Origin of the sequence: Erythrobacter sp. EC-HK427, assembly GCF_902498745.1 — a bacterium.
Taxonomy (GTDB): Bacteria; Pseudomonadota; Alphaproteobacteria; order Sphingomonadales; family Sphingomonadaceae; genus Alteraurantiacibacter.
Genome location: NZ_LR701479.1, coordinates 2,848,117 through 2,864,050, shown reverse-complemented (window position 1 = coordinate 2,864,050; position 15,934 = coordinate 2,848,117). Strand labels below are relative to the sequence as shown.

Annotated in this window: 18 protein-coding genes; 9 read left to right on the top strand and 9 right to left on the bottom strand. The window is 62.3% G+C overall.

What is annotated here, in order from left to right; genetic code table 11:
* Nucleotides 1-33: 33 nt before the first annotated feature.
* The 4 genes from GC121_RS13985 to GC121_RS13970 form a co-directional block, all read right to left on the bottom strand.
* Nucleotides 34-1,092, bottom strand: coding sequence for a homocysteine S-methyltransferase family protein (locus GC121_RS13985; protein ID WP_151975295.1), 1,059 nt, complete (start codon nucleotides 1,090-1,092; stop codon nucleotides 34-36).
* On the bottom strand, nucleotides 1,089-2,051 hold the full coding sequence (gene metF / locus GC121_RS13980) for a methylenetetrahydrofolate reductase [NAD(P)H] (RefSeq protein WP_151975294.1): 963 nt from the start codon (nucleotides 2,049-2,051) through the stop codon (nucleotides 1,089-1,091). The genes GC121_RS13985 and metF overlap by 4 nt, the downstream gene beginning before the upstream one ends.
* Entirely contained in the window at nucleotides 2,048-3,025 is a 978-nt protein-coding gene (locus GC121_RS13975) for a metalloregulator ArsR/SmtB family transcription factor (RefSeq protein ID WP_151975293.1), read from the bottom strand. The genes metF and GC121_RS13975 overlap by 4 nt, the downstream gene beginning before the upstream one ends.
* Before the next feature lie 170 nt (nucleotides 3,026-3,195).
* Entirely contained in the window at nucleotides 3,196-5,361 is a 2,166-nt protein-coding gene (locus tag GC121_RS13970) for a primosomal protein N' (protein ID WP_151975755.1), read from the bottom strand.
* A 58-nt stretch (nucleotides 5,362-5,419) separates the two neighbouring features.
* Between GC121_RS13970 and GC121_RS13965 the strand changes: the two genes are divergently transcribed.
* Entirely contained in the window at nucleotides 5,420-6,112 is a 693-nt protein-coding gene (locus tag GC121_RS13965; RefSeq protein ID WP_151975291.1) for a DUF4197 domain-containing protein, read from the top strand.
* A 27-nt stretch (nucleotides 6,113-6,139) separates the two neighbouring features.
* A complete protein-coding gene (locus tag GC121_RS13960; protein WP_151975289.1) occupies nucleotides 6,140-6,631 on the top strand; it encodes a hypothetical protein in 492 nt (163 codons plus the stop codon).
* A 23-nt stretch (nucleotides 6,632-6,654) separates the two neighbouring features.
* Here the strand turns inward: GC121_RS13960 and GC121_RS13955 are convergent, their stop codons facing one another.
* Entirely contained in the window at nucleotides 6,655-7,317 is a 663-nt protein-coding gene (locus tag GC121_RS13955; protein WP_151975287.1) for a DUF2490 domain-containing protein, read from the bottom strand.
* 98 nt (nucleotides 7,318-7,415) lie between these two features.
* Here GC121_RS13955 and cobT point away from each other — a divergent pair, with 98 nt between their 5' ends.
* From cobT to GC121_RS13930, 5 genes are all read left to right on the top strand, one after another.
* The gene (gene cobT / locus GC121_RS13950) at nucleotides 7,416-9,242 is read left to right on the top strand and encodes a cobaltochelatase subunit CobT (protein WP_151975285.1); all 1,827 of its coding nucleotides are present in this window, start codon (nucleotides 7,416-7,418) and stop codon (nucleotides 9,240-9,242) included.
* 132 nt (nucleotides 9,243-9,374) lie between these two features.
* Nucleotides 9,375-9,725: a hypothetical protein gene (locus tag GC121_RS13945; protein ID WP_234421276.1), complete on the top strand. Its 351-nt coding sequence runs from the start codon at nucleotides 9,375-9,377 to the stop codon at nucleotides 9,723-9,725.
* Entirely contained in the window at nucleotides 9,722-10,240 is a 519-nt protein-coding gene (locus GC121_RS13940; protein WP_151975281.1) for a DUF2939 domain-containing protein, read from the top strand. The genes GC121_RS13945 and GC121_RS13940 overlap by 4 nt, the downstream gene beginning before the upstream one ends.
* 159 nt (nucleotides 10,241-10,399) lie before the next feature.
* On the top strand, nucleotides 10,400-11,866 hold the full coding sequence (gene cysS / locus GC121_RS13935) for a cysteine--tRNA ligase (protein WP_151975279.1): 1,467 nt from the start codon (nucleotides 10,400-10,402) through the stop codon (nucleotides 11,864-11,866).
* Nucleotides 11,867-11,901: 35 nt separating this feature from the next.
* On the top strand, nucleotides 11,902-12,258 hold the full coding sequence (locus tag GC121_RS13930; RefSeq protein ID WP_151975277.1) for a hypothetical protein: 357 nt from the start codon (nucleotides 11,902-11,904) through the stop codon (nucleotides 12,256-12,258).
* 4 nt (nucleotides 12,259-12,262) lie between these two features.
* Here GC121_RS13930 and GC121_RS13925 read toward each other — a convergent pair whose 3' ends face one another.
* A complete protein-coding gene (locus GC121_RS13925) occupies nucleotides 12,263-12,619 on the bottom strand; it encodes a hypothetical protein (RefSeq protein ID WP_234421275.1) in 357 nt (118 codons plus the stop codon).
* Nucleotides 12,609-12,797: a hypothetical protein gene (locus tag GC121_RS13920; RefSeq protein ID WP_151975275.1), complete on the bottom strand. Its 189-nt coding sequence runs from the start codon at nucleotides 12,795-12,797 to the stop codon at nucleotides 12,609-12,611. Before GC121_RS13920 ends, GC121_RS13925 begins: the two co-directional genes overlap by 11 nt.
* Before the next feature lie 136 nt (nucleotides 12,798-12,933).
* Between GC121_RS13920 and GC121_RS13915 the strand changes: the two genes are divergently transcribed.
* A complete protein-coding gene (locus tag GC121_RS13915; protein ID WP_151975273.1) occupies nucleotides 12,934-13,809 on the top strand; it encodes an IS1595 family transposase in 876 nt (291 codons plus the stop codon).
* A 41-nt stretch (nucleotides 13,810-13,850) separates the two neighbouring features.
* Here GC121_RS13915 and GC121_RS13910 read toward each other — a convergent pair whose 3' ends face one another.
* Nucleotides 13,851-14,591: a hypothetical protein gene (locus tag GC121_RS13910; RefSeq protein WP_151975271.1), complete on the bottom strand. Its 741-nt coding sequence runs from the start codon at nucleotides 14,589-14,591 to the stop codon at nucleotides 13,851-13,853.
* 213 nt (nucleotides 14,592-14,804) lie between these two features.
* Here GC121_RS13910 and GC121_RS13905 point away from each other — a divergent pair, with 213 nt between their 5' ends.
* Nucleotides 14,805-15,437 (top strand): LexA family transcriptional regulator, encoded by a 633-nt coding sequence (locus tag GC121_RS13905; RefSeq protein WP_151975269.1) that lies wholly within the window; start codon nucleotides 14,805-14,807, stop codon nucleotides 15,435-15,437.
* Here the strand turns inward: GC121_RS13905 and GC121_RS13900 are convergent.
* Nucleotides 15,434-15,895 carry a GNAT family N-acetyltransferase gene (locus GC121_RS13900; protein WP_151975267.1) on the bottom strand — a complete coding sequence of 154 codons (462 nt, stop codon included), beginning with the start codon at nucleotides 15,893-15,895 and terminating at the stop codon, nucleotides 15,434-15,436. The genes GC121_RS13905 and GC121_RS13900 overlap by 4 nt on opposite strands.
* Nucleotides 15,896-15,934: the final 39 nt, after the last annotated feature.

The following is a 15,934-nucleotide window of genomic DNA, read 5'->3' as shown; positions in this document are numbered from 1 at the left end:
GCATCACAAGCCCTCCCGAAAGCAGGAGGGGGATTAGGCAGCGATCACAAAGGGCTCCAGCCCTGCGAGCCGCATCGTGTTGTCACCTTTGGGCACTTCGCGCGGAGCCACGCCCGCCACGCGCTTCGCCATCGCGGCGATATGCGCAGGGGAAGAACCGCAGCATCCGCCAAGGATGTTCACGCGGCCATGATCCGCCCAGTCGCCCACCAGGCTGGCGGTCGTCTCAGGCTGCTCGTCATATTCGCCGAGCTCGTTGGGCAGGCCCGCATTGGGATAGATCAGCAGCAGCGTATCGGCGATGGCGGACAGCACCTGCACATGCGGGCGAAGCTGCTCTGCGCCGAAGCTGCAATTTAGCCCGATGGTGACGGGATTGGCATGGCGCACCGCGTTCCAGAAGGCTTCCACCGTGTGTCCCGACAAATTGCGGCCCGACAGATCGGTGAGCGTCATGGACAGCATAATCGGCACCCCATCGTCATTTGGGCGGCCTAGGGCGTGCGACAATTGCCGCACCGCCATAATCCCGGCCTTGGCGTTCAGCGTATCGAAAATCGTTTCGATCAGGATGAAATCCGCGCCGCCTTCCACCAAAGCCTCGGCCTGTTCGCGGTAGACGCCGGTGAGGTAATCGAAATCGATCTCACGATAGCCGGGGTCTTCCACATCGGGGCTGAGCGAGAGCGTTTTGTTGGTCGGCCCGATGGCTCCCGCCACAAAGCGCGGACGGCCATCTTTCGCCGCGTATTCATCCGCCAGTTCGCGGGCGATGCGGGCAGAGGCGATATTGATATCGCGCACCAGATCTTCCGCCGCATAGTCGGCCTGGCTGATGCGGTTTGCGGAGAAGGTGTTGGTGGAAATCACATCCGATCCTGCATCCAGATAGGCGCGGGTGATATCCGCAATCACATCGGGGCGGGTGAGCGCGAGGATATCATTGTTGCCCTTCTGGTCGGCGTTCAGCCCCAGATCGCCGGCATAATCAGCCTCGGTCAGCTTGCGGTTCTGGATTTGCGTGCCGAAGGCCCCGTCAAAAATGAGGATGCGCTCTGCGGCTTGCGCTTTCAGGTCTTCGCGGCGGCTCATCGTGCTGCCTCCATGGGGCGTCGTCCGAGCATATGGCAGATCGCATAGGCAAGGTCGGCGCGGTTCAAGGTGTAGAAGTGGAACTGGCGAACCCCGCCAGCATAAAGGCGACGGCACAATTCGGCGGCGACCGTGGCGGCGACCAACTGGCGCGCGGCGGGGCGTTCGTCGAGGCCTTCGAAGAGGCCGTCCATCCATTCCGGAATGACTGCGCCGCATTGCCCGGCAAACTTGCGCGCCTGCGCCACATTGGTCACCGGCAGAATGCCCGGCACCATCGGCGCATCGATCCCTGCGGCTTTGCAGCTGTCCTCGAAATCAAAGAATTTCTCTGCGGAGAAGAAGAATTGCGTAATCCCGCGCGTCGCGCCTGCGTCAATCTTGCGCTTCAGATTGTCGAGGTCGGATTGCGGACAATCGGCATCCGGGTGCGTTTCGGGATAAGCAGCGACCGAAATCTCGAAATCGGCCACTTCCTTCAAGCCCGCGACCAATTCGGCGGCGTTGCGATAGCCTTCGGGGTGCGGCACGAACGGCGCGCCCGGTTCGCCCGCATCGCCGCGCAGCGCGACGATGTGGCGCACGCCTGCCTCCCAATAAGCCTCCGCAATCGCCTGCGTTTCCGCTTTGCTCGCATCCACACAGGTGAGGTGCGCGGCGGCGGGAATGCCCGCTTCTTTGATCAGCCGCGCCACCGTATTGTGCGTGCGTTCGCGGGTGGAGCCGCCTGCGCCATAGGTGACGCTGACAAATTCGGGCGCGAGCGGGGCGAGTTCCTGCACCGCTTCCCACAGCTTTTCCTCCATCGCCGCGGTTTTCGGCGGGAAGAATTCGAAACTGATGTCAATATCGCCCGGCAGGCCGCTGAACAGCGGGGTTTCGCGCGAGCGGCGCTTTTCCTGCGCTTCGTCGAGCGTCAGCGCGCCGGGGAACGGCGCGAGGGGAGGGGCAGAGCTCATAAGGCTACTTCTCTTTGTGTTGGTGCGGGAGAGGGATGCGCCAGCCGCGTGGCCGACCAGATTTTGACAGTCAATTCACGTCCGGGGACGGAAACGGGAGTAGCAGGCGCAAAGCCCGCTTCGGTTAGCAGTTTCGCCATGCCCGCGTCGGCAAAGCCCAGTCGCGCATGGGCGTGGCGGATGCGCAGATCGTCCAGCTCGTGCCGCGCCAGATCGACCACTGCAATGCGTCCGCCGGGGCGGGTGACGCGCGCCGCCTCGCGCAAAGCCAGCGCCGGGTCTTGCGCGAAATGCAGGACCTGGTGCAGCAGCACGGTGTCGAAACTCGCAGCGGGGAAGGGCAAATCGGTGAAGTCGCCCTGCTGCAATTCCACCCTGTCGGGCACCAGCGCCTGTAAACGGGCGCGGGCGACGCGCAGCATATCGAGGCTCTTGTCGAGCGCGACGATATGCTCGGCGTGTGGGGCGAGCAGTTCGGTGATCCGTCCGGTGCCGGTGCCGATATCGAGCAAACGGCCGAGCGGTTGATCGGCGAGCACGGCAAGCAGCGCCTCCTCGCTTGGCTTCTCGGGGCCGTGGATTTCGCGCAAAGTGTCCCACTCGTCGGCATGGTGAGCGAAATAGCGGTCGGCCTCATCCTCGCGCGCCTGCCGGATCGCGGCGAGGCGGGCGCGGTCGGTGGCGGATTGCGCAGCGAAAGCGGCATCTTCGCGTTCGGCAATGGCGAGCAAGCGGGCCAGTGCATCGCCCAGCGGGCAAGGCGCGGCTTCGCGCAGGAACACCGAATTGCCTTCCTTGCGTCGCTCGACAAGTCCCGCATCAACCAGCTTCGTAACGTGCTGCGAAACGCGCGGCTGGCTCTGGCCAAGCACCTGCGCAATCTCGCCGACGCTCAATTCCATCTGCGCCACCAGCCGCATCACGCGAAGACGCGACGCATCGGCAAGAGCACGGAAGGCGGGTTCGATTTGCATAGCTACATAAGCATATAACGGAATTGTTATATTGCTAGGGAAAATGTGGTTTCTTTGGAAACTTTGCTTAACTCCCCTCCCCTTGGGGAGGGGCTGGGGGTGGGGGTTCCACGCCAATTTGACGCCGTACCCCCATCCCAACCCTTCCCCAAGGGGAAGGGCTATTCGCCTCAAACGAAACTATACGGATCAATATCCACGCCAACGCGCACGCCCGGCGGGTGTTGCACCTTTGCCAGCCAGTCGCGGATCACCGCCTGCAAGTTCGCGGTGCGCTTTGCGTTGAGCAGCAGGCGGTAGCGGTAGCGGTTCCTGAGTAGCGCCAACGGCGCGGGCGCGGGGCCGAGGATCATGACGTCGTCCAGATGCGGGCGGGTGTCGCCGATGCGGTTGGCGGCCTCGCGGGCCTCGCGGTCATCCTCCGCAGAGACGACAATCGCCGCCCAGCGACCGAAAGGCGGCGCGCCTGCATGGCGGCGGGATTCGGTTTCCGCCTCGTAAAAAGCATCGCGGTCGCCCGCTTCCAGCGCCGCGATCACCGGCGCTTCGGGATGCCGCGTCTGGATCATCACTTCGCCGGGTTTGGAGCCGCGACCGGCGCGTCCGGCGACCTGTGCGACTTGCTGGTAAGTGCGCTCCGCCGCGCGCAAATCCCCGCCTTCGAGCCCCAGATCAGCATCGATCACGCCCACCAGCGTGAGTTCGGGGAAGTGGAAGCCCTTGGTGACGAGCTGCGTGCCGACGATCACGTCAATCGCCTTCGCCTCCGCCATGGCAACAAACTCCGCAGCCTTTTCGGGCGAACCCAGCGTGTCCGACGTCACCACCGCCACCCGCGCTTCGGGGAGGATTTCGGCGACTTCATCGGCAATCCGCTCCACGCCCGGGCCGCAGGCGACAAGGCAATCGGGCTCCCCGCACTCGGCGCATTTTTCGGGCGGCGCGGTCTCGTGGCCGCAATGGTGGCAGGCGAGGCGTTTGCTGAGGCGATGCTCGACCAGCCATGCGCTGCAATTGGGGCATTGGTAGCGATGCCCGCAATTGCGGCACAGCGTCAGCGGCGCATAACCCCGCCGGTTGAGGAAGAGCAGCGATTGCTCGCCCTTCGCCAGCCGGTCTTCGAGCGCGGTGCGCAAAGGCGCAGCGATCCACGCGCCGCGCCCCGGCTGTTCCTCGATCAGGTTGATGAGCTTGATAACGGGCAGCTCTGCCCCGCCATAGCGGCTGGGCAGGACGAGCTTCTCGTAGATCCCGCTATCGGCCATATGCAGGCTTTCGAGCGCGGGCGTGGCGCTGGCGAGCACCACCGGCAGCCCTTCAAAATGCGCGCGCATCACCGCCACATCGCGAGCATTGTAGCGCACGCCATCTTCCTGCTTGAAGCTGATCTCGTGCGCTTCATCGACCACGATCAGGCCGAGATTGGCGTAGGGCAGGAACAGCGCCGAGCGCGCGCCGACCACCACCTGCGCCTCGCCGCTGGCAATGGCGCGCCACGCGCGGCGGCGTTCGGTGCTTTTGAGCGAGGAATGCCAGACGATCGGCGCCGCGCCAAAACGGCTCTCGAAACGCGAGAGGAAGGCTTCGGTCAAGGCGATTTCGGGCAGAAGGACGAGTGTCTGGCGGTTGGCCTTGAGCGCCTCTGCCAGAGCCTCGAAATAGGTTTCAGTCTTGCCCGATCCGGTCACGCCGTCGAGCAGGAAGGGCGCGAACTTGGCCTCCCGCACCGCCTCCACCAGCCGCGCTGCAACGCGCTGCTGATCGGTGTTAAGATCGACCATGGCGTGTCCTGCCGAAGCGCGCGGGTAGGGGCGGTCGACATCGACTTCGACCGGTTCGAGCACGCCCTGATTCACCAGCCCGCGCAGTAGGCCCTCGGAAACGCCCGCAATGCCCGCAAGTTCGCGGATCGTGGCTTGCTCGCCTTCCAAGGCCTCTAGCGCCGCCTGCCGCTGCGGGGTGAGGCGTTCGGGCAATCCGCCGCTCAGCCGGTATTCGGTCATCATGGCAGGCCCACGCAAAGCGCCGCCGCTGGCGATCACCATGCGCGCGACCGAAGCCAGCGAGGCGATGTAATAGTCCGCCGTCCATTCGATCAGCCGCCGCAGCTCCGCCCGGATTGGCGGCACGTCGAGCACTGCCAGCAAGGGCCGCAGTTTGGCCTCGGGCACCGATTGCGCGGGGAGCCTGTCCTCCTCCCATACGATTCCCGTCACCTGCCGCGGCCCCAATGGCGCGACCACCACGCTGCCATGCTGCACCGCCATGCCATCGGGCACGCGGTAATCGAGCGGGCCCAACGCGGCGTTCATCACCAGTAGCCTGACGCGAGATATTGCCATCGCACCTATATGGTCGCCGTGCTAAGCCCGCGGCAAGAAGAGGACGCAAATTATGACCGAATTCACTGCCACCACCGCCAATCGCCGCCGCTTTCTGGCGGGCGCAGGAGCCACCGGCGCGCTGCTTGTGCTGCCCGGCTGCGAAAGCATGGGCGGGCTTAGCCTGACCGAAGCGGTGCGGCGGTTGCTGGAGCTTTCCAGCCAGCGCGCGTTCGACCGGATGTTGCAACCGGGCGGCTATTGGGACGAGCAGGTCGCCGCGATTGGCCTCAACAGCTTCCTTGGCGTGCGCGGCAATGCGGTTGCGAATTTCCTCACATCCACCGCGTTTCGCAACCGGCTGGAAGATGTCTTCGCGGCCATTGCCCTCGAAGGCTCGGAAATCGCGGCACCTATCGTGCTTGAAACGGTGCGTGGCATCGGCATCAACAACGCGCTTGCCATCGTCAATGGCGGGCCGACCGCGGCGATGGAGTTTCTGCGCGGCGAAATGGGGATGACGCTGGTGGAACTGATCGTGCCAGAAGTCGGCACTGCAATCCGCATCGCCAACGAACCGGTCGTACGCGATCTGCTGGCGAGCACGACCGGCGTTGATGTGGGCGGCATCTCGCAGAACATGGCGACCCGCATCGACAATGCGATCTGGCGCGAAATGGGGGTGGAAGAAGCCGCGATCCGCGCCAATCCGCGCGCCACCAACGATCCGCTCTTGATCGGCGTGCTGGGTGCGCGTAATTTGTAGCTACTCGCTAGGAAAAAGGGGGTTTCCATGCGCATTGGTATCGAGCTTTTAATGGCAACCGGATTGTTAGCAGTCCCGGCGATGGCCTTTGCGCAGGCGGGCGATCCGACCGCGACCCCCGATTTGAGCGAACTGAACAGCTTTAGCCTTGCCGACACCATTCGCGCAGAACCTGCAGCGGCGGATGAACCGGCTGACGCGCCTGCGGAATTTTCCTGCGAGTCGGCGCGGGCGGCGGCTGAGGCCAACCAGCCCGTTGGCCCCGAATTGGGCGAGAACGGGCAGGTCATCATTCGCCGGGTGAGCGCGTGCGAAGAGGCCGAGCAGGCGCAATACCGCACGCTCGCCAGCGCCCGCCCGGTGGATCAGCGCATCACCGTTGCAGAGGAAGAGCCCGAACTGCCGCCCAATTGCGAGCGGACACCCGACGGTATCCGATGTTCGGCAAGTGTAGGCAGCAGCCCCGAGCAGGAGCGCCGCGCCGCCGAATTGCTCAACGGCTTGCTGAACGACGACTAGGCGGCGCCTGGATCAGGCTCGCCTCAGAACGAAAATTCAATCCCGATGAGCGGCGCATGGCCTACCGTGTCGGGGCCGTTATCGTCGAAGTCCTGCTGCCGCAGATAGGCGAGGCTCAGTTCCAGATTGTCGCTGACTTCGTAGCCGACGCCGATCTGGGTGCGCAGGCCGGTGATCCCGGTGTCGCTGGTTGGGCTGGTACCGCGTAGCGTCCAGAACAATTCGGCATTCGCTTCTGCACTCCAGCGTCCGTCCTCGCCGAGCGGAAGCGCAATCCCCGCACGCGGGCGCAAGCGCAGGCCCATGCGGCCGTCATTGCCTTCGACAAACCGCTGTTCGGCGCGCAAGCGACCGCGCAAGATGCCGCTGCTGGCCGAAAGCTGCTGGATCGTGCGCACTTCGTCGCGTCCGCCATCGTTGAACCGCTGTTCGACCGCGCCCGCCAACGTCAGCCCGTCGGCCACATCCTGCTTCACCCAGCCGCGAAAGAAATAGGTGTCGACACGGCCCCGGTCCAAAGCGCGCAGACGTTGTGCTGTTTCCAGCTCGATCGCGGTGTCATCGTCGATCGAATATTCGACCGAGGGGTTGAGCCAAAGCTCGAAATCCTCGTCCAGCTCCTGTGCCTGAACAGACGCTGGGGCAGCAGCGAGAGACAGAATGGCAAAACCAAATGGCAAGCGCATGGGTAATCCTATGAGATGATGTTACACATAAAGTGATAGGACGCCGAAAGGCCCCCCTTGTTCCCCTGCGCTTTGCCAGTATGTCCGGCGCTGCAATTATGGCTGACGAATCTCCCCTTGACCGTTTCAAACAGGCGCTGACTGGCGCAACCCGGGCAATCGCGCGCGATGCGGAGGTGGAGCTGGGCTTCACTGCCGACAGCGCCTCCGAACAGGGCCGCACCGTGCGCGTACCGATGCCGCCGCGCGATATTCCGGCTGCTGCCGCGCGTGAGGCGCGGGGGTTCGCCGACGCCTTTGCGCTCAAGCTGCGGCATCATAATCCCAAGCTGCATATGGCGCAGCGCCCCGCCGATCCCGATGCCCGCGCCTGCTACGACGCGATCGAGCGTGCCCGGTTCGAAGCGATTGGCGAGCGGAACTTTGCCGGAATGCGCGACAACCTTGCATCGGTGCAGGAACGGCGCGTGGCGGGGAGCGACATTGCCCGCGCGCAGACTTTCGCTGACGTCCCGCTGCACACCGCGCTTGGCCTGATGCTGCGCGAGCAGCTGACCGGCCAGCCGGTGCCAGAGGCGGCGCGGGCAGGGGTCGATCTGGTGCGCGAGCATATCGAGAGCCGCACAGGCGATGATTTCGAGCGGCTGGGCGAGTTGCTTGAAGACCAGTCTGCCTTCCAGCGGCTTGGCCTCGATATGCTGCGCCATCTCGACATGATCCAGACCGAGGCCGAGCCTGAGGACGGCATGGATCTCGACCAAGACTCGGATGAAGACCAGGGCGAGGATGACGGCCCCGAAGAGGACGATCAGGGCGAGGATGCGGGCGCAGACCAGCCCGAAGTCCGCGCCGAAGGTGCCGATGGCGAGGAAGGCGAAGGCGAGGAGCAGGACGAAGCGACCGGGGACGAGAACCTTGCCGAAGGCGATCCGGGCGATGATGGCGAGGAGTTCATGCTCCCCCAACGCCGCAACGCGCCGTGGCAGGATTTGCCTGAAGGCTTCGAATACAAGGCCTTCACCACCGAATTTGACGAAGTGGTTGAAGCCAGCGACCTGTGCGATGCGGAGGAGCTGACGCGGCTGCGCGCCTATCTCGACAGCCAGCTTGCCGGGCTGCAATCGGTGGTGACACGGCTTGCCAACCGGCTCCAGCGCCGCCTGATGGCGCAGCAGAACCGCAGTTGGGATTTTGACCAGGAAGAAGGCCTGATCGATGCCGCGCGGCTCGCCCGCGTGATCGTCAGCCCCGGCCACTCGCTCAGCTACAAGGTGGAGCAGGAGCAGGACTTCAAGGACACCGTCGTCACCCTGCTGATCGACAATTCCGGTTCTATGCGCGGGCGCCCGATCAGCATCGCCGCGATCAGCGCGGACATTCTCGCCCGCACGCTGGAACGCTGCGGGGTGAAAGTGGAGATTCTCGGCTTCACCACCCGCGCATGGAAAGGCGGGCAGGGGCGCGAGCAATGGCTGAAGGACGGGCGTCCGCCCAATCCCGGCCGCCTCAATGATTTGCGCCATATCATCTACAAAAAGGCCGACGAACCGATGCGCCGCGCGCGCCGCAATCTCGGCCTGATGATGCGCGAAGGGCTGCTGAAGGAGAATATCGACGGCGAGGCGCTGCTCTGGGCGCACGAACGCTTGCTCACCCGCCCCGAAGACCGCCGCATCCTGATGGTAATTTCCGACGGCGCACCGGTGGATGACAGCACGCTGAGCGTGAATTCGGCGGGCTACCTCGAAGGGCACCTGCGCAAGGTGATCGAATGGATCGAAACGAAGTCGCCCGTGCAACTGGTGGCGATCGGCATCGGGCACGACGTGACCCGCTACTACAAGCGCGCGGTGACGATTATGGACGCGGAACAGCTCGGCGGGACGATTATCGAGCAACTGGCGGATTTGTTCGAGGCGGAGTGATGGGTGTGTCGCCAAGCCCCCGTTTCGTCATTCCCGCGCAGGCGGGAATCCAGCTTTTTCGTGTGAATCGCCAGCAATTGCAGTAAGCTAGTCCCCCGCCTTCGCGGCGGTGACGAGGGAAGGAAGAGTATTTTGGTTGAAACCGTAACCCTCTGGCGTCCCACCGGCCCTAAAGAACTCAAGCTCGTCGAAGAATCCGGCTGGAAAGCCTGGCCTCCCCGCTTGCCCGAACAGCCGATCTTCTATCCGGTGACGACCGAGGAATACGCGGCGAAAATCGCTCGCGACTGGAATGTCCCCGCCAGCGGCTCCGGCTATGTGACACGGTTCGATGTGCGCAAGGACTATCTCGACCAGTATGAGCCGCAGCTTGCTGGTGGCCGCGATCACGAGGAATACTGGATTCCCGCCGAGGATATCGACGCGTTCAACGCGGCCATTGTCGGCACAATCGAAGTTGTCAGGACGTTTCCCGAAGAATGAAAAAACTCCTCGCCCTCATCCTCCTCGTCGCCCTCCTATTCGGCGGCTGGTATATCGCCTCGCCATGGCTCGCCATGAAGTCGCTCGCGGATGCGGCGCAGGCGGGAGACACTGCCGCGCTGGAGGAGCAGGTGGACTTTCCCGCGCTGCGCGCTTCGGCGGCGGAGCAGATTACCGAGGCGGCGCGGCGGCAGCAGGCGGAGGGTGGTGTTATGGGCCGGATCGGCGGCGAGATCCTCCAGCGCGTCGGGCCGGAAATGACCGAGCGGATGCTCACCCCCGATGCGATGGGCAATGTCGTGATGGTCGGCGGGCTTGCGGCGGGTCTGCTGCCCGAGAGGCTGCGCGGGCAGGAGCTGAGCTGGGATGTGCAGCGCGACGGGCTCGACCATTTTACCGCCGAGGGGACTTTCGAGGACGGCTCGACCGGGCCCGACCTGATTTTCGCCCGCGACGGCATCGGCTGGAAGCTGACGGGATTCCGGCTGAATGATCCGGATGAACCACGCGAATAACCTCGTCATTGCGAGTGTAGCGAAGCAATCCAGTTCAGACGCTAGTTCGTGCATCCAAACGTTGTAACTGGATTGCCGCGTCGCCTTCGGCTCCTCGCAATGACGGTGGGAGGAGAATAGTTGCCCGCCACCGCTCCCCGCTCTAAGCGCGTTTCCGCAATGACCGACCTCAAACTCTTCAACTCGCTCACCCGGCAGATCGAGCCGTTCGTCCCCGTCCATGCAGGCGAGGCACGGGTCTATTCGTGCGGGCCGACGGTCTACAATTATCCGCATATCGGCAATATGCGCGCCTATGTTTTTGCAGACATTCTCGGGCGGACGCTCAGCTGGAAGGGCTACAAACTCAACCATGTCATCAACATCACCGATGTCGGGCACCTGACCGATGATGGCGATGCGGGCGAGGACAAGATGGAGAAGATGGCGGCGGAGAAAGCGCAGTCGATCTGGGACATCGCCAAGCATTACACCGAGGCCTATTGGGCGGACGTTAAGGCGCTCAATATCCGCCAGCCCGCGCATTGGTCGGTCGCCACCGATTACATCGACGACATGATCGCCTTTGCGGAGAGCATTGCGGAGAAGCACTGCTACGAGCTCGACAGCGGCCTCTATTTCGATGTGTCGACGGTGGAGGATTACGGGCGGCTTGCCGGCCGCCACGAGCAAGATCAGCTCGCAGAGGATGCTGAAGCGCATATGCGCATCGATCCTGTGAAAGATAAGCGAAATCCAGCCGACTTCGCGATCTGGCGCAAAACTCCGCCGGGCGAGACGCGGCAGATGGAATGGGATTCGCCCTGGGGCAAGGGCGCGCCCGGCTGGCACCTCGAATGCAGCGTGATGGGCGGCAAATTGCTCGGCTTTCCGTTCGATATCCACACCGGCGGGATCGATCACCGCGAAATCCACCACCCGAACGAAATCGCGCAGAACCAGGCCTTTTGCAGCTGTGGCGGGTTGTCTGAGGCGACCAATTCGGGCGCGAAAATCTGGATGCACAACAACTTCCTCGTCGAACGCTCGGGCAAAATGTCGAAGTCGAGCGGCGAGTTCCTCCGCCTACAATTGCTGATCGACAAGGGCTACCACCCGCTGGCGTATCGGATGATGTGCTTGCAAGCGCATTACCGCAGCGAGCTGGAGTTCTCGTGGGAGGGCCTGGACGCGGCGCTGGTGCGGTTGAAGCGGATGGTGATGGCGGTGGAGCGTGTTAACACCAAAGCACTTCCTGCTCAGCTTGATGTTGCCGCAGCGGTTGAGTCGCGCTTGATGCGTTTCGGCGAGGCGGTTGCAGATGATTTGAATACGAGCGTGGCTCTGACGCTTCTCGAAGGGACATTGGACGCGCAAATTGGTCATGCCACCGTTCTCGAGATGGTGCGAGAGATGGACTCCGTCCTCGGCCTGAACCTCCTCAACCTGACCCGCGCCGATCTCCGCATCCGTCCCAAAGCCGCAACCATCACCGAGGCCGAAATCGATGACGCACTAGACCGCCGCAAGGAAGCGCGTGCGACGAAGGACTTCGCCACCTCCGATGCCATCCGTGACGAGCTGGCGGCGAGAGGAGTCGAGGTAATGGATGGCGACCCGCTCGGCTGGGAGTGGAAGCTGGGGTAACTTGCGTTTCGATGCGGATGTGAATAATTGGTTTCATGCTGCAACGTATTCTTTGGCTCGTTCTTGCGCTCATCCATCTTGCGCCTGCCTTTGCGTTATTCCGGCCCGCGACCCTGACAGAGCTTTACGGCATTGCGGGGAGCGACCCTCTTTTCATGTTGATGCAACACCGTGCTGCGCTTTTCGCTGCGGTCTTCAGTGCCTGTCTGGTCGCTGCTTTTATGCCGGAAGTAAGGCGACTGGCCGTGATTGTGACTGCCATCAGCATGGTAAGTTTCCTTGTTCTGTACGTCATTCATGAATCGCCGGAGGCATATCGCACAATCGCTCTCGTGGATCTCGTTGGTCTGCCAATCTTGATTGTGGTGGCTTGGATGGCATGGCGAGCCTGATGAGCTAACCATCCTCCAACAGCAACAACTCGCACACCACCGTCAGCCGCGCGGGGTCGACCACTGACGCCACCTCCACCACCGCCGCATCGGCGACCAGCTGGCCGGGGATCGCGAATTCGTGTTCGGGCAGGAAAGCGATAAAGCACTCGCCCGCTTCCACCGCCTCTGTGCCCTCGAACACCAGCTCGACGCGGTGCCGCGCTCCGGCGAAGGTGATGCTGGCCCAGGCTTTTTCCGAATGCGCGGTAATGCGGCCATGCCCCCCTGCGAGCGCCAGCAGCACCCCGGCCAGCCTTTCGCGCACGCCCTTGCGGCCCGGTCGGGCGGGAGTGGGAGCAGGCTTGTTCTCAAAATACATCCGGAGTCTCCATATATGTGTTCATGAAATGTTCCACCCGTCTTTCCGTGGCAGCGCGGGGTGAGCGGCCGTTGCGCAGATCGAGCACGAAGCGCGGATCGCTGGTGGCGAGGCGACCGAATTTGGTTGGTGGCATTCGTGTGTGGCGCAGGAAAACCTCGATCTTGCGGATAAGCACGGCGTGAATCCCCTTCAGATGCTGTGAACCGATGGTGCGAGCGACTCGGCGGCGACTCGATGGATGTAAAACAGCGCGCGAAATCCTAGGCGATTATCCCCTTGCGACAAGTAAGGCTTTATGCTACATAATGAGCATGAGCAACAAAGGCCCCACCCTTCGCCAGTTTCAAGACCGCTTCCCCACGGAAGAAAGCTGTCTCGATCACCTTATGCGCGTTCGTTATGGCGACCGCCACGAATGCGATGGTTGCGGCAAGTCTGCCCATTTCTACCGTGTGAAGGCTCGCCGCTCCTACGCTTGCGAGTATTGCGGGCATCAAGTTTACCCCACCGCCGGAACGCCTTTCCACCGGACGCGCACCAGCCTGCGCGACTGGTTTTTTGTCATGTTCCTGTTCTGCACGAAGCGTAACGGCGTTGCCGCAAAAGAAGTCGAGCGCCAGATTGGCGTGACCTACAAAACCGCTTGGCGGATGTGTCACGAAGTCCGCAAATACATGGCGATGCTCGACGGTGACGAGCCGATTGGCGGCGAAGGACAGATTGTCGAAATCGACGAGACGTTTCTCGGCGGCTATGAAAAGGGTGGCTTTGGCGGCAAGGGCAAAACGGTTGTTCTGGGAATGCGCCAGCGCGGCGGCGATGTAGTCACCTGCGTTGTTCCCAACCGTCGCTGGGATACCGTTATCCCCCAGATCACGCAGCACGTTCTCCCGAATACCGAAGTCCACACCGACGAAATGAACGGCTACAGCCCGCTAGTCACCTTCAACGGCTATGAGCACCGCAAGGTCAAGCACAAGGCTAAGGAATACGTCTCCAAAGAGGGCGTGACCGTGAACGGGCTTGAAGGGTTCTGGGCGCAGCTAAAGCGTTCGATCAACGGGACACATATCCACGTCAGCCCGAAGCATCTTCCGAAGTATCTGGGCGAGTTTGAGTTTCGTCACAATCGCCGCCAGCGCCCGCAGACGATGCTTTCCGAGATGATGCTGGGATTTCAGCGTTAGGCCCCGCCATCGCCTTTAGGAGGCGGTCGAATTTGGTGTCATCATGCATCCCCAATACCTTCCGTTAAAACCTCGTGCCCAAGTAGACGCGCCTCTGCATTCAAACCCTTTTCAGTATCAATCTGAACCTTGGCCAAAGTGGGGAACTTGTATTCAGATCGAAGTTCGATGGCCAAAACGTATGTGCTATCCTCTTCAAGAGGTATCATTTCGCCTTCAAGGCATAAGAGAAATGGTTCAGGTGATACTTCATCACTCATATCTCTTTTAACCATCGTAAATTGGCAAACGTTGGTGGTCATATGAGAAACGTGCCCACCCTTGGGCAACTTGAATGCCTTCCCCAGCAATTCGTCTTTGCCGCTGTAACCTTCAATTCCCGCTAGAATTGCAGAACAATTGAGCAAGACGCTCCTGTGATCGTTTTGAAGTTGCGCCGACAGCGCCATTGCGACGGGCGTGCCATCTTCTTTTCCTCTGCGAGTGCCACGCGGGTTTTGGATGCGTAGTTTCAGCACCGCCTTCGGATATGGGTAGCTAAACTGGCTTTGCTTAGATTCGTCAAATCGGGAGCGCGGCAAAACCTCTACCTTTCTACTGGCGGAAGTGCTCGCAGTTGGCTTGGACTTGCCAAAACGCCAAAGCACATGATCCGCTAAAAAGTGGCGGGGCCGATAGTGCCACAAGGCGGCGCACACCCCTACAGCGGCCATAGCAACACCCAGCCAGAATAGAGCCACCCTAACCCAGTCGGGAAAAGCGTCGGGAGCAAAAGCGCTCATCAAGGCAAAACCACCAGACAACGGAAATGCGCTCCACCACGGGAGCTTAGAAAAAATCCCCATCCACCCGTCATATCACTGCCTTTCGAGATTCGGGAGTCGCGGATTGCGCTCCTGTGGATACTTGTCCGAAGGGGATAATCGCCAAATCCTACTTGTCTAGGAAAAATACATCGTGTAGGAAGGTTTTATTCACCACGGGTAGGAAACAGCATGGGCGCGCGGGAAATTCTGGCAGAGGCAGCACGCGAAAAGGGCACCAGCCTTGCCGCCCTGTCGCGCATGATCGGGCGTAACAATACGTATTTGCAGCAATATATCACCAAAGGCAGCCCGCGAAAGCTGGAAGAGGAAGACCGCCGGATGCTCGCGGCGTTTCTCGGCCTGGACGAATCATCGCTCGGCGGGCCGCAGGATAAATCCTATGACAAGCAGCGGGGCGGCGAGTGGATTGATGTGCCGCGGCTCGATATCGATGCCTCCGCCGGCCCCGGCGCGGCGGCGGCGCAGGAGATACCCTTCGATGCCTTCCGCTTCTCCAAACGCTGGCTGAAGGAACAGGGGCTGGACGGCGCGCGGCTCTCCGCCATCCGCGTTGTCGGCGATTCGATGGAGCCACTGCTGCGCGAAGGCGACGAAGTGCTGGTTGACCGCCGCGACCAGCCCTTCCGCGACGGCGTCCATGTGGTGCGGCTGGATGACAGCCTGCTGGTCAAGCGCGTCGCCAGCCAAGGGGCAGGGCGCTTCAGCCTGCTGAGCCAGAACCTCTCCTACCCGCCGATCCAGGTTGCGGCAGAGGATTTGCAGATCATCGGCCGCGTGGTTTGGAAAAGCGGGCGGGTTTAGCCAAGCGTCAGCTTGAAGCCGGTGTGCGTGGGCACAAACCCCAATCGCTCATAAAACCGGTGTGCGCCGCCGCGCTGGCGGTCGCTCGTTAGCTGGACGATGCCGCAGCCGCGCTCTTTGCAGCGCTCGACCGCCCAGCGCATCATCGCCTCGCCAATGCCTTCGCCGCGCCAGTCTGCCAACACGCGCACGCTTTCGATCTGCCCGCGCCATGCGCCGCGGCGGGAGACGCCGGGGAGGAAGCTCAGTTGGAAACTGCCGACGGGTTCGCCGTGCTGCTCGACGATGTAGAGCGCGTGGTTCGGGTCGGTGTTGATGGCGCGCAGGCCTTCCAGCGCCTGCTCCGCGTGGTCGGGGCGCAGATTGTCGCGCGCCGCGCCAATACCGTCCTCGTCCGCCAGCCGATCGAGGAAGGGCAGGTCGGCTTCGGTGGCATATCGATAGGTGAGCGGCTCCATTAGGCGATTGTAGGCGCAAGGCGGGCGCGCGTCATCACC